A 12,930-nucleotide genomic window follows, 5' to 3' on the forward strand; every position below is an offset into this window, starting at 1 on the left:
GATTCCCGCCCCAATCTTTCCATGCACCTCCCGCCAACGCCCAGAACAAGAAAAGTGATCGCGTTGCGCCGCCTGCATGAAGCGTCGGTTTCAACTTCTGGAGCTTTCCCATGTCTGCACTCTTCGAAGCGACCGCCCTGGTCGTACCGTTTGAAAACCTGAGGATGACCGACGTCGAGTCGGTCGGCGGCAAGAACGCCAGCCTCGGCGAGATGATTTCCCAGTTGCCCGAGGGCGTGCGCGTTCCCACGGGATTCGCCACCACGGCCCACGCGTTCCGGCAGTTCCTCGCCCACGACGGTCTGGCCGACAAGATCAGCGCCAAGCTCGCGAAGCTCGACACGGAGGACGTTCGCGCCCTCGCAGCCGCCGGCGCCGAGATTCGCGCGATGGTCGAGGCGCAGCCCTTCCCGGACGATCTCCAAAAAGCAATTCAGGGCGCTTTTGCAACCCTTTCGGCGGGCAGCCCCCAAGCCAGTTTTGCGGTACGTTCTTCGGCGACGGCGGAAGACTTGCCGGACGCGTCCTTCGCAGGGCAGCAGGAAACCTTCCTGAACGTGGTCGGTATCGACGACGTGCTCCACAAGATGAAAGAGGTGTTCGCCTCGCTCTACAACGACCGCGCCATCAGCTACCGCGTCCACAAGGGCTTCGCGCACGACGTCGTTGCCCTGTCGGCGGGCGTCCAGCGCATGGTGCGCAGCGACCTCGGGGCTGCCGGCGTGATGTTCACCATCGACACGGAATCGGGTTTCGAGGATGTGGTTTTCATCACGTCGAGCTATGGCCTCGGGGAAACGGTGGTGCAGGGCGCGGTGAATCCCGATGAGTTCTACGTGCACAAGCCGACGCTCAAGGCCGGCAAGCGCGCGGTGATCCGCCGCAACCTCGGCTCCAAGCTGATCCAGATGGAATTCGCGACCGCCGAGGAAAAGGCGGCCAGCGGCAAGCTCGTCAAGACCACCGATGTTCCGACCGAACACCGCAACCGCTATTCGCTGAGCGACGTCGACGTCGAGCAACTCGCCAAATACGCGCTCGTGATCGAGGAGCACTACGGCCGTCCGATGGACATCGAATGGGGCAAGGACGGCACCGACGGTCAGCTCTACATCCTTCAGGCGCGGCCCGAAACCGTGAAGAGCCAGCAGCAGGGCAAGGCCGAGCAGCGCTACAAGCTTCTCGGCAGAGGCGCCGTGCTGGCCGAGGGGCGCGCGATCGGGCAGAAGATCGGGACCGGGCCGGTGCGCCTTGTCCACAACATCAGCGAAATGGACAAGGTGCAGGCCGGCGACGTGCTTGTGACCGACATGACCGACCCGAACTGGGAACCGGTGATGAAGCGCGCGGCAGCGATCGTCACCAATCGTGGCGGGCGTACCTGCCACGCGGCCATCATCGCGCGCGAGTTGGGTATCCCGGCGGTCGTGGGCTGCGGTGATGCGACGGACCTGCTCAAGGACGGCACACTGGTGACCGTCAGCTGCGCGGAAGGCGATACCGGTTTCATCTACGACGGCTTGCTCGAGACCGAAGTGACCGAGGTCACGCGCGGCGAGATGCCCGAGATCGACCTCAAGATCATGATGAACGTGGGCAACCCTCAGCTTGCTTTCGACTTTGCCCAGTTGCCGAATCACGGCGTGGGTCTGGCGCGCCTCGAGTTCATCATCAACAACAACATCGGCGTGCACCCGAAGGCGATCCTCGACTACCCCAATGTCGACGCGGACCTCAAGAAGGCGGTGGAGTCGGTCGCACGCGGCCACGCGTCTCCGAGGGCCTTCTACGTCGACAAGGTGGCCGAGGGCATCGCGACGATCGGTGCGGCGTTCTGGCCCAAGGCGGTGATCGTGCGCCTGTCCGACTTCAAGTCGAACGAATACCGCAAGTTGATCGGCGGCAGCCGCTACGAGCCCGAGGAAGAAAACCCGATGCTCGGCTTCCGCGGCGCGGCGCGCTACCTCAGCAAGGATTTTGGCGAGGCGTTTGCCATGGAGTGCGAAGCGCTCAAGCGTGTGCGCAACGAGATGGGCCTGACCAACGTGCAAATCATGGTGCCCTTCGTGCGCACCCTGGGCCAGGCAGAGCGCGTGACGAGTCTGCTCGGCGAGCACGGCCTGAAGCGCGGCGAGAACGAGCTCAAGCTGATCATGATGTGCGAGGTGCCGAGCAACGCGATCCTTCCGGAGGAATTCCTGAAGTACTTCGACGGCTTCTCGATCGGGTCCAACGACCTGACCCAACTTACCCTGGGCCTGGACCGGGACTCGGGTCTCGAACTGCTTGCCGCAGATTTCGACGAGCGGGATCCGGCTATCAAGGCGCTTCTCGAGCGCGTCATCAAGGCATGCAAGTCGCAAGGCAAGTACGTCGGCATTTGCGGGCAGGGGCCTAGCGACCATCCGGATTTCGCGCTGTGGTTGGCCGAGCAGGGTATTGAATCGATCTCGCTCAATCCCGACAGCGTGATCGATACCTGGCAGCAGCTCGCGAAGCGCTGACGCGAGGGGCGGCGGCGGATGCTTGTCACCGCCGCGCAACGACATTGTTCACAGCTGAGGTCGTAATCCCTATGTCAGCTTGGTGTACTTGAAACCAAATGAATCTTTGGTGTCAAACTTACCACTCACAGGGGGATGCACCTCCGAGAGCGCGCACATGGGCCGTATGTCGGTCTCGAAGGCGCTCCGGACTTCCGCGTCCAGGAACACATGATTCTTGTCAAGACAGAAGCCGGGCACCAAGCGCTCAAGGACCGATCCGTGCGGCTCACGCCCCGGCAACGCTCCGCATTCATCCTCTTCGACGGCAAACGCTCGTTGAACGACGTGCTCGAAGCCGGCATGGGCATTGCGCGAGAGGACATCGACCAGATGGTCGAACTCGGGCTGCTAGGGCAAGTGGGCGGATCTTCGGATGCGGCCAACGCTGGGGCAGACGGTAAGCCAGCCATGCCGGACGTCCCGGCGCGCGTGCCGTCGGCGCCTCCGACCGAGATGCTGCCCGTTGCCTCATCGTTGCCCTCGGAGCGCTCGAGCCAGCAGCGCTACAAGGACGCCTATCCGATCGCTACGCAACTCACGGGAAGCCTCGGGTTGCGGGGGTTCAGACTCAATCTGTCGGTCGAAGGAACCTCGACATACGAGGAACTGGTCGAGCTCCTGCCGAAGATTCGGGCCGCCGTAGGCCCGGAGAAGGTGGCCGCACTGGAACTCGCGCTGGTCGGGTGATCGGTCACGGGCCTGCCGGCAGCGTTTGACTGCTATAATTTCCGGCTTTGCCTTGCCACACCGCGACCGACGCTGCGGGTGGCTTTATCCCTTCTACGGAAGATCCACAAGGAGTGCCATGCGTCACTACGAAATCATTTTGCTGATCCACCCGGATCAGAGCGAGCAAGTTCCGGCCATGCTGGAGCGCTACAAGGGCCTGATCACCGCCGGCGGCGGCAAGGTCCACCGCGTCGAAGACTGGGGCCGCCGCCAGCTGGCCTACCAGATCAACAAGCTCAACAAGGCGCATTACCTGTGCGTCAACATCGAGGCTGAACAAGCCGTGATGGCCGAGCTCGAGCACGCATTCAAGTTCAACGACGCTGTTCTGCGCCACCTCACCGTGGTCAAGAAGAAGGCCGATACCGGTCCTTCGTCGATGATGAAGACGGTCGAACGCGAAGAGGCCCGCAAGGCCCAGCAGGCCGAATACGCCGCCAACAACAACTGATGGTGTGAGTGCTGCCGCAGTCAATCAGCTGGTGCTGACTGCCTGCGTCGCCGAACTCGGAGCCCTGCGTTTCACTCCTGCCGGATTGCCCGCCGTCGACCTCAGACTCGAACACGAGTCGACAGTCTCCGAGGCGGGGCAACCCAGGCAGATCAAGGCGGCCCTCAAGGCCGTGGCGTTCGGCGCAGTGGCCGAGCGACTCGCAAGGCAGGCGTTGGGAAGTCTCTGGCGATTCCAGGGATTTCTCGCCACCCCGGGCAACGGCAAGCATCCGGTTCTGCACATCCAGGATTTTCAGCAAGATTAATTTTCGACAAGAGGTCCCTCAATGGCCACGTTCAAGAAATTCAACAAAGACAAGCGCCCGAAGCGCAATACCCAGTCGCTGCTGTTCAAGCGCAAGCGCTTCTGCCGCTTCACCGTCGCTGGCGTCGAAGAAATCGACTACAAGGACATCGACACCCTGCGCGATTTCATCAGCGAAAACGGCAAGATCATCCCCGCACGCCTGACCGGCACGCGCGCGATCTACCAGCGCCAGCTCAACACCGCGATCAAGCGCGCACGCTTCCTCGCAATGGTGCCGTACAGCGACCAACACCGCGTCTAAGGAGCAAGACACCATGCAAGTCATTCTTCTGGACAAAGTCGTCAACCTCGGCGTGCTCGGCGAGATCGTCAAGGTCAAAGACGGCTACGCACGCAATTTCCTGATTCCGTCGGGTCGCGCACGCCGCGCCACCGAAGCCAACAAGGCCGAATTCGAAGCCAAGCGCGTCGAACTCGAAAAGGCCGCGGCCGCCAAGCTGGCCGAATCGCAAGCCCAGGGCGAAAAGCTCGGCGGCACGACCGTCAAGCTGACGCAGAAGGCCGGCGTTGACGGCCGTCTGTTCGGTTCGGTCACCAACCACGACATCGCCGAAGAGCTGAACAAGCAAGGCTACAAGGTTGCGAAGTCGCAGGTGCGTATGCCCAACGGCCCGATCAAGGTCGTCGGCGACAGCACCGTCAGCGTCGCACTGCACACCGACGTGGTGGTCGATATCACCGTCACGGTGTACGGCGAAAGCGCCTGATCACCGAGCGCGCCTCGTGCGCGTCGAAAAAGCCGCCTTCGGGCGGCTTTTGTTTTTCTGGCCACCTGGGTTGTCCCGCGTGGTGCACCGGAAGATCACCGTTTATTCACAGCCTTGTCCACGTGACGCAGCGCGTCGCGCGGCTTAGCATGCAAGGTTGCAAGGAGCTTCATGTCCGCCGTCTTTTCCTACGCCGATAACGATCCGTCGTCCGATCGCCAGATTGCGCAGCTGCGCATCCCCCCGCATTCGATCGAGGCCGAATCGAGCGTGCTCGGCGGCCTCCTGCTCGACAACGGTGCCTGGGACCGGATGGCCGATGTGTTGGTGGACAGCGATTTCTATCGCCATGAACACAAGCTGATCTACGCGTCCATAGGTACGCTGATCAACGCCAGCAAGCCGGCGGACGTGATCACGGTGTACGAGCAACTGCAAAACCTCGGGAAGGCAGAAGAGATCGGCGGCCTCGCATACCTCAACTCGCTCGCGCAGTACGTGCCGAGCGCAAGCAACATCCGGCGCTACGCGGAGATCGTGCGCGAGCGCTCGATCCTGCGCAAGCTGGTCAGCGCGAGCGACGAGATCGCGACCAATGCGTTCAATACGCAGGGCAAGGCGGTTGACAAGATCCTCGACGAGGCCGAACAGAAGATCTTCAACATCGGCGAAGAAGGCACCCGCATGAAGCAGGGCTTCCAGGGCATGGATACGCTGGTGGTCGAACTGCTGGATCGGGTGCAGGAGATGTCGGAGAACCCCAACGACATTACCGGCGTTCGTACGGGCTTCTACGAATTCGACAAGATGACTTCGGGTCTGCAGCCGGGCGACATGATCGTGCTGGCGGCGCGCCCGTCCATGGGAAAGACCTCGCTGGCGATCAACATCGCCGAGCACGTCGCGCTCAACGAGGGTTTGCCGGTGGCGGTGTTCTCGATGGAAATGGGTGCGTCGCAACTCGCGGTGCGTATCGTCGGCTCGATCGGCCGCATCGACCAGGGACATCTGCGGACCGGCAAGCTCACCGACGAGGAATGGCCGCGTCTCACCGAAGCGATCGAGAAGCTTCGCAATGTATCGCTGCATATCGACGAGACGCCAGGTCTGACCACCAGCGAGTTGCGTGCGAACGCCCGACGCCTGGCGCGGCAGTACGGGAAGCTCGGGCTGATCGTGGTCGACTACCTTCAGCTCATGAGCGTGTCGACCAGCATGAACGATGAGAACCGCGCGACGGCCGTGGGCGAAATCTCTCGCGGACTGAAGATGCTCGCCAAGGAACTCAAGTGCCCGGTGATCGCGTTGTCGCAGCTCAGCCGTGGCGTGGAAAGCCGCACCGACAAGCGCCCCATGATGAGCGACCTGCGCGAATCTGGCGCCATCGAACAGGATGCCGACATCATCATGTTCATCTACCGCGACGACTACTACGACAAGAACAGCAAGGAGCCGGGCGTGGCCGAAGTGATCATCAGCAAGCATCGCAATGGGCCGACGGGGACGGTCAAGCTGGCGTTCCTCAAGCCGCTCACCAAGTTCGAGAACCTCGCCGGTGGCGGCGCCGATTTCTGACCTATGACTTCTGCGGTGAATCGTATTGCCGCGATTCTTCCTGCAGGCGTCGAAGCAACTCGGCCAGCGTCTTGCCGGGTTCATCGCGAAAGCGCTCGGGCAGAACTTCGATATGGTCGATGCGATCGATCCTGAACCCGCGAAAGTCCTGGCGGAGCTCGCACCAGGCGGAAAAGGTCCAGACCTTTCCCCAATAGAAACAGCCGAGCGGCCGGACGATGCGCTGGCTCGGGGCGCCATTGACGTCGCGGTAGTCCATGCGCAGCTTCTGGCGTGATTGCACGGCTTCACGCAAGGTCTGCAGGCGGGCGCGCGTCCCGTCGTCGAGCGCGTAGGCCGGCGCGTAGAGCGCAAGGCTTTCGGCCGAGATCCGCGCTGCCGGAGACAAAACCGACAGGATCTTGCATAGCGCAGTCTCGATGTCCCGCGCCATCGCGGGATCGACCCAGCTTTGCGCCATCCGCGCCGACGCCACCAGTGCCGCCGCTTCATCCTGCGTGAACATCAGCGGCGGTACGTCGAAGCCTGCGCCGATGCGATAGCCGACGCCGGCTTCGCCCTCGATGGGCACTCCCTGGCGCTGAAGGTCGGCCACGTCGCGGTACACCGTTCGATCCGACACCTCGAGGCGTTGCGCCAGGAAGGTGGCGGTCGTGAGTCGTCTCCCGCGAATGAGCTGGACGATCTGGAAGAGGCGGTCTGCGCGACGCATAAAGGGAGATTAGCGCATGAGCTTCTTCTCGAAGTCCTCGACGAAATATCGCCGTCCGCGCTGGACCACGGTGTGACCTTCGGATTCGAGCCGTTGCATGAGTTCATCGAGGCCGCCCGGATACTTGAGATTCAGCTCGCCGTTGGCTTTCAAGGTGCGCCAGTAGGGCGTGATATCTGCAACGCCGGCCTGCCGGTCTTCTTCGGCGGCCTGGGCCGCCATGCTCGCGAAGATGGCCGTTGTCACCGTGCAGCCGATCGTGGTGCCGTGCTGAAGGGCCAGTTGCTGTCCGATGCCGAAGACCGTGACCAGGCGACCTTCCGGCACGCGCTTCATCGCTTGGTCGACCTCGCGAGGGGAGGGCGTCACGATCGTCCCGTGTCCGTGGCGCTGCTGCATGCGCTCCGGAATCGGCTTGATGTCGGGCAGCGTGGGATAGCCGGCGAGCCTCTCTCGCCAGCTTTTGCCGTTCCTCGCGATGGCCGAACCCATGTCAATCCAATTCGACTCCGATGTGGATGGCGACCTGTTCCGGGCCGCTGTAGGCCTCGAAGTCGCTCCGGTAGCGGCGCTTGATTTCGGGGTGCTCCTCGAAATACTGCCAGATCGCCCTCCACACGGCGAGCACCATCTCCGGCATTTCGCCTTGCCCAGTAAAGACCAGGTAGTCGCCCCCCTCGATCCGGACCGCCGACGGCCCATCCGACACCGCGACGCCGGTTGTGATGTCGAACACTCCGTGCGTGTCTGCCGCGCAGGCGGAATAAACGCCGAAGAGCCGCATGTCGTTCATCCGGTGCGGCGTCTTTTCGTACACGCGCTCGTCGAAAAAGCGATCCCACAGTGCACCGATCTGCGCAGCGCCGGGGTCGCTGTCGTTGCGATGAGTGGTTCGCCCGGAGACGCCAGCGACGTTGAAGGCGTCGACGCGTCGAAGTTGGGGTTGTGATTGAGTCTGCATGTGTCGCTCCATGTGAAATCAGAGGGCGAGCGCCCGGGGACTGGCCTTCATCGCGCCGGCGATCAGGCGCATGTCGTGCTCGTTGACTTCAAATAATCCGAATCGGAACGTGTAGCCCCAGCGCCTCGGGTCTTCGACGAAGTCGAACCGGTCGATCAGGGGAAGGATCTGCGCCTCGCTCGCGACCGCATAGCGCACGTCGCGGCGCCACGGAACGAAGCCGTTGCCCATGTCCGCTTCGTAGGGCTCGTCGCCGTGCACAAGGCCAATCGAAACGAAGCTTTGAAGTTTGTCGGTGCCGCCCAACGCGGTGGCGGGCGAGTAGTAGGCGATGCGGTCGCCTGCGGCAATCCGCTTCAACGGCGCGAGCTTGCCGTGCCCGACCTGCATGAAGCCGCCTTCCGGGTTGTCACGCCCACGGCGGGCGTGCTCGGCACTGGCGACTGCGATCCAATTTCTGCGGTTCATGCCCGCCATGCTGCGCGAGCCCTACTGACAGCGTCCTGTCAGCAGCGATGTGGCTCGCCCCCAGGTTGGCTCACTTCGTGTAGCTGCCCACCCCCTGCCGGGGGCAACACCAGCGGCCCGGCAAAGCCGGTACCGCGGCGTTTCACCAACGGGCCTGGCTTCGCCAGGGTCGTCCTCGGCCGGCTAAACGAAGGGGACTAAAGGACTTCGCTGGCGAAATCGGCTAGGCGCGAGCGCTCGCCGCGTGCAAGGGTGATATGGCCGCTGTGCGGCCAGCCCTTGAACTTGTCGACCGCGAAGGTCAGGCCGGACGAGCCCTCGGTGAGGTAAGGCGTATCGATCTGCGCCAGGTTGCCCATGCAGATGATCTTGGTGCCCGGACCCGCGCGCGTGACCAACGTCTTCATCTGCTTGGGCGTCAGGTTCTGCGCTTCGTCGATGATCACGTACTTGTTGAGGAAGGTGCGCCCGCGCATGAAGTTCATGCTCTTGATCTTGATCTTGCTGCGGATCAACTCGTTGGTCGCCGCCCGTCCCCATTCGCCTGCGCCGCCGCTGTCGCCTTTGGCGAGGAATTCGAGGTTGTCGTCGAGCGCGCCCATCCAGGGGCCCATCTTTTCCTCTTCCGTGCCGGGCAGGAAGCCGATGTCCTCGCCGACGCTCACGGTGGCACGGGTCATGATGATCTCGGTGTAGCGACGGTCGTCGAGTACCTGTGTCAGGCCCGAGGCCAGCGCCATCAGCGTCTTGCCGGTCCCGGCGGTGCCGGTGAGCGTCACGAAGTCGACATCGGGGTCCATCAGCAGGTTCATCGCGAAGTTTTGTTCGCGGTTGCGCGTACTCACGCCCCAGACAGCGTTTTTGAGCGAACCGTAGTCCTTCAGCGTCTTGAGTACTGCCGTCTTGTCGCGGATTTCGGTCACGCGCGCATACATGCTCGGCTCGCCGGGCGCCTCGAAATAGACGAACTGATTGATATAGAGGTTCGGCACGATCGGACCGCTGATCCGGTAGAAGGTGCTGCTGCCGCTCTGCCAGCTCTCGACCGTCTTGCTTTGGCGCGTCCAGAAATCAGCTGGCAGGGCGAGCGATCCGGAGTAGAGGAGGTCGCCGTCCTCGAGCGTTTTGTCGTTCTGGTAGTCGTCGGCGGCCAGGCCCAGCGCGCGCGCCTTGACGCGCATGTTGATGTCTTTGGACACCAGCACCACTTCCTGCTTCGGGCGGTCGGGCGCGTCCTTGGCGTAGAGGTCGCGCAGGGCCTGCACCACGCCCAGGATCTGGTTATCGGCCTTGCCTTGCGGCAGGCTGGTCGGCAGCGTGTAGTCGAGTGGCGCGGTCTGGAAGAACAGCTTGCCGCCGGCTTCGCGGTGACCGGTGGTGTCGAGCTTCAGGCCTTTGCCGATGTCCGCGCCTTGCGCCGCGGCGAGCGCATCGAGCGTGCGGCTGGTCTGGCGGCCGTTTCGCGCGACTTCCGTCGTGCCCTTTTTGTGGCCATCGAGTTCTTCCAGCACGATCATCGGCAGGAAGATGTCGTGTTCCTCGAAACGGAACAGGCACATCGGGTCATGCAGCAGCACATTCGTGTCGAGGACGAAAAGCTTGGCCGGACCGTTGGATTTGCCGCGTTTGGCGCGCGGCGGGTTTTGCGGGGCAGCCACCGGCGCGCTCACACGAGTCTCGCCGCGGCGGCTGGGCGGCGCTTCGGGCACCGCTGGCGCGGGTGCTTTTGCCCTGGGCGCGACCGGCGCCTCGACAGCGCCGCCGGCTTCCGCGGCATGGCGGTCGAACAATTCGAGCGGTCGGGTCCCGTTCGACCCGGCGTCTTCGGTACTGCGATCAGACGAGCGTCGGCCGCTTCTTCCGTGCGAAGAACGGGCGGGCGCGTCGTGCGCGTCCGGCGAAAGCAATGCGGCGCGTTTCGTGGGGGCGGGAGGCAGGGGCATGGATCGGTTCGCTCGCAAAAAAGAAGGGGCCAGAAAGCGAAAAAGCCGCCTGAAGACCAGGGCGGCTTTGTTCGGTGGATGCGGTCGTGGAGCTCAACGGCATTGGGCCATTATGCACATCAGGTGTGTCGCATCCGGTGTTCGTTGCGCGTCACCAACGAGATTGCGCAAAACCTCACACACTTCACAGTTCAAGCAGCTTTTTTGAGTGCCTTGACAGCCTTCAGCACGTCGTCCACGTGGCCGGGCACCTTGAGGCCGCGCCATTCGGCCTTCAGGACGCCATCGGCGCCGATCAGGAACGTGCTGCGCTCGATGCCCTTGACCTTCTTGCCGTACATGATCTTGTTCTTGACCACGCCGAACATGTGGCACATCTTTTCTTCGGTGTCGGCGATCAGTTCGAAGGGGAGTTCGAGCTTGGCCTTGAATTCATCGTGCGACTTCATGTTGTCGCGAGAAACACCGAATACGGTGGCGCCTGCCTTTTCGAAGTCCTTGTAGCGGTCTCGAAACTGCATCGCTTCCGTCGTGCAACCTGGCGTGTTGTCCTTGGGGTAGAAGTACATGACCAGCACGTGGCCGAGATGCGAGGTGTTCGAGACCTTGAGACCGCCGGTGGCATTGGCGTCGAATTCGGGAATGGGTTTGTTGACAACGATCGCCATGAAACTTGTTTTCTCCGTTTGATTCCATGCCCGATCCGGTCGGGTTCATGAAGGATTGGTCGTTGCTAACTGAGGGCGGGCCGCCGGTTCGCAACCCGCGATTTTACCCCGAAATGCCTGCTACTGCCCAGCGTCCGGGCTCTCGACGAGCAGAGCGGCGACCACGTGACGGCCTTCGCTCGCAAGGATGTTGTAGGTGCGGCAGGCCGCAGGCGTGTCCATCGTCTCGACACCGGTACGCTGCGCCATCAGGGGCTGAAGCCAGGCCGGTTGCGGGAAACGGATGCGTGCGCCGCTGCCAAAGATGATCAGTTCCGCGCCCAGCGAGGCGAGTTGGGCGAAATGCTCCGCGCCGATTTCGTCGAAGCGGGAGCAATTCCACTCGACGCGCTCGCCGCGCGAGCCGACCACCACACTGGTTTCGACCCGTTCATTGTTGATGGCGACCCAGCCCGGGCCATGTGCCGTGAGTGTCTGGACGTCGGATTTGTCGGGCTGGAGCTTCATCTGGAGGGGGTGGGAACTGTGGTCAAATTATAGGTTTTCCCCTGCGCAGACCCCCTTGGAGGGACTTTGAAACCGCTCAAGAAATCGGCCAAGCTGGCCAACGTGCTCTACGACATCCGCGGCCCGATCATGGACGCCGCGAAGCAGATGGAGGAAGAGGGCCAGAAGATCATCAAGCTCAACATCGGCAATCTCGCCCTGTTCGGCTTCGATGCACCCGAAGAGGTCCAGCAGGACATGATCCGCAATCTGCCGGCGTCGGCGGGCTATTCGGACAGCAAGGGGATTTTCGCGGCGCGCAAGGCCGTGATGCACGAAACCCAGAAACAAGGTGTCGCGGGCGTCACGCTGGACGATATCTACCTCGGCAATGGCGCCAGCGAACTGATCGCGATGGCCACCAACGCGCTGCTCAATGATGGTGACGAACTGCTGCTGCCGGCGCCTGACTATCCGCTGTGGACGGCAGTGGCGAGCCTGTCGGGCGGCAAACCGGTGCACTACCTGTGCGACGAGGACAACGGCTGGATGCCGAACCTCGACGACATCCGCGCCAAGCTTTCGCCCCGTACCAAGGGCATCGTCGTCATCAACCCCAACAACCCGACCGGCGCGCTGTATTCGGACGACCTGCTCAAGGGCATCGTCGCTATCGCGCGCGAGCACGGCCTGGTGATCTTCGCCGACGAGGTCTACGACAAGGTGCTCTACGACGGCGTCAAGCACACCGCCATCGCCAGCCTCTCGAAGGACGTGCTCACGCTCACCTTCAATTCCTTGTCGAAGAGCTACCGCTCTTGTGGCTATCGCGCCGGATGGCTCGTCGTGTCCGGCGACAAGAAGATGGCGCGCGACTACATCGAGGGCTTGAACATGCTCTCGAACATGCGCTTGTGCGCCAACGTGCCGGGCCAGTGGGCGATCCAGACCGCGCTGGGCGGCTACCAGAGCATCAATGACCTGGTGGGTCCGGGCGGTCGACTGCGCAGGCAGCGCGACCTGGCCTACGAACTCATCACCGCGATTCCGGGCGTCAGTTGCGTCAAGCCCAGTGCGGCGCTCTACATGTTCCCGAAGCTCGACCCCAAGGTCTATCCGATCGATGACGACCGGCAGTTCTTCCTCGAATTGCTCAAGGAGACCAAGGTGATGCTGGTGCAGGGCACCGGCTTCAACTGGTCGACGCCGGACCACTTCCGCATCGTGTTCCTTCCCCACGAAGAAGACCTGCGCGAGGCGGTTGCACGCATCGCCAGCTTCCTCGAACGCTACCGAAACCGGGTCGCCTGAAGCC

Annotated in this window: 15 protein-coding genes; 8 read left to right on the plus strand and 7 right to left on the minus strand. The window is 62.7% G+C overall.

Annotated elements, in window-relative coordinates; translation table 11 throughout:
* The first annotated feature begins 110 nt into the window (after window positions 1-110).
* From ppsA to dnaB, 7 genes are all read left to right on the plus strand, one after another.
* A complete protein-coding gene (ppsA, locus tag QTI24_RS00765) occupies window positions 111-2,504 on the plus strand; it encodes a phosphoenolpyruvate synthase (protein WP_286597704.1) in 2,394 nt (797 codons plus the stop codon).
* 210 nt (window positions 2,505-2,714) lie between these two features.
* The gene (locus QTI24_RS00770; RefSeq protein WP_286597705.1) at window positions 2,715-3,233 is read left to right on the plus strand and encodes a hypothetical protein; all 519 of its coding nucleotides are present in this window, start codon (window positions 2,715-2,717) and stop codon (window positions 3,231-3,233) included.
* 118 nt (window positions 3,234-3,351) lie between these two features.
* Complete coding sequence (rpsF, locus tag QTI24_RS00775; protein WP_028253450.1) at window positions 3,352-3,726, plus strand: 30S ribosomal protein S6; 375 nt, start codon at window positions 3,352-3,354, stop codon at window positions 3,724-3,726.
* Between the two features lie 4 nt (window positions 3,727-3,730).
* A complete protein-coding gene (priB, locus tag QTI24_RS00780) occupies window positions 3,731-4,033 on the plus strand; it encodes a primosomal replication protein N (RefSeq protein ID WP_286597706.1) in 303 nt (100 codons plus the stop codon).
* Window positions 4,034-4,054: 21 nt separating this feature from the next.
* Window positions 4,055-4,336 (plus strand): 30S ribosomal protein S18, encoded by a 282-nt coding sequence (rpsR, locus tag QTI24_RS00785; protein WP_007830781.1) that lies wholly within the window; start codon window positions 4,055-4,057, stop codon window positions 4,334-4,336.
* A gap of 13 nt (window positions 4,337-4,349) precedes the next feature.
* A complete protein-coding gene (gene rplI / locus QTI24_RS00790; protein WP_286597707.1) occupies window positions 4,350-4,802 on the plus strand; it encodes a 50S ribosomal protein L9 in 453 nt (150 codons plus the stop codon).
* A 171-nt stretch (window positions 4,803-4,973) separates the two neighbouring features.
* Complete coding sequence (dnaB, locus tag QTI24_RS00795; protein WP_286597709.1) at window positions 4,974-6,377, plus strand: replicative DNA helicase; 1,404 nt, start codon at window positions 4,974-4,976, stop codon at window positions 6,375-6,377.
* Between the two features lies 1 nt (window position 6,378).
* On the opposite strand, the gene QTI24_RS00800 is transcribed toward dnaB, so the two are convergent.
* From QTI24_RS00800 to QTI24_RS00830, 7 genes are all read right to left on the minus strand, one after another.
* On the minus strand, window positions 6,379-7,089 hold the full coding sequence (locus QTI24_RS00800) for a helix-turn-helix transcriptional regulator (protein ID WP_286597710.1): 711 nt from the start codon (window positions 7,087-7,089) through the stop codon (window positions 6,379-6,381).
* 9 nt (window positions 7,090-7,098) lie between these two features.
* On the minus strand, window positions 7,099-7,581 hold the full coding sequence (locus QTI24_RS00805) for an MGMT family protein (protein ID WP_286597711.1): 483 nt from the start codon (window positions 7,579-7,581) through the stop codon (window positions 7,099-7,101).
* A 1-nt stretch (window position 7,582) separates the two neighbouring features.
* Window positions 7,583-8,050, minus strand: a complete 468-nt coding sequence (locus QTI24_RS00810; RefSeq protein ID WP_286597712.1) for a GyrI-like domain-containing protein — start codon at window positions 8,048-8,050, stop codon at window positions 7,583-7,585.
* Between the two features lie 18 nt (window positions 8,051-8,068).
* Window positions 8,069-8,518 carry an EVE domain-containing protein gene (locus QTI24_RS00815; RefSeq protein WP_286597713.1) on the minus strand — a complete coding sequence of 150 codons (450 nt, stop codon included), beginning with the start codon at window positions 8,516-8,518 and terminating at the stop codon, window positions 8,069-8,071.
* Window positions 8,519-8,715: 197 nt separating this feature from the next.
* Window positions 8,716-10,461 carry a PhoH family protein gene (locus QTI24_RS00820; RefSeq protein ID WP_286597714.1) on the minus strand — a complete coding sequence of 582 codons (1,746 nt, stop codon included), beginning with the start codon at window positions 10,459-10,461 and terminating at the stop codon, window positions 8,716-8,718.
* 191 nt (window positions 10,462-10,652) lie between these two features.
* Window positions 10,653-11,129, minus strand: a complete 477-nt coding sequence (locus QTI24_RS00825) for a peroxiredoxin (RefSeq protein ID WP_021006537.1) — start codon at window positions 11,127-11,129, stop codon at window positions 10,653-10,655.
* A 120-nt stretch (window positions 11,130-11,249) separates the two neighbouring features.
* On the minus strand, window positions 11,250-11,636 hold the full coding sequence (locus tag QTI24_RS00830; protein ID WP_286597715.1) for an Mth938-like domain-containing protein: 387 nt from the start codon (window positions 11,634-11,636) through the stop codon (window positions 11,250-11,252).
* Window positions 11,637-11,702: 66 nt separating this feature from the next.
* On the opposite strand from QTI24_RS00830, the gene QTI24_RS00835 reads away from it, so the two are divergent.
* Window positions 11,703-12,926 (plus strand): pyridoxal phosphate-dependent aminotransferase, encoded by a 1,224-nt coding sequence (locus QTI24_RS00835; protein WP_286597716.1) that lies wholly within the window; start codon window positions 11,703-11,705, stop codon window positions 12,924-12,926.
* Window positions 12,927-12,930: the final 4 nt, after the last annotated feature.

This window comes from Variovorax sp. J22P240, from assembly GCF_030316855.1.
Lineage (GTDB): Bacteria > Pseudomonadota > Gammaproteobacteria > Burkholderiales > Burkholderiaceae_C > Variovorax.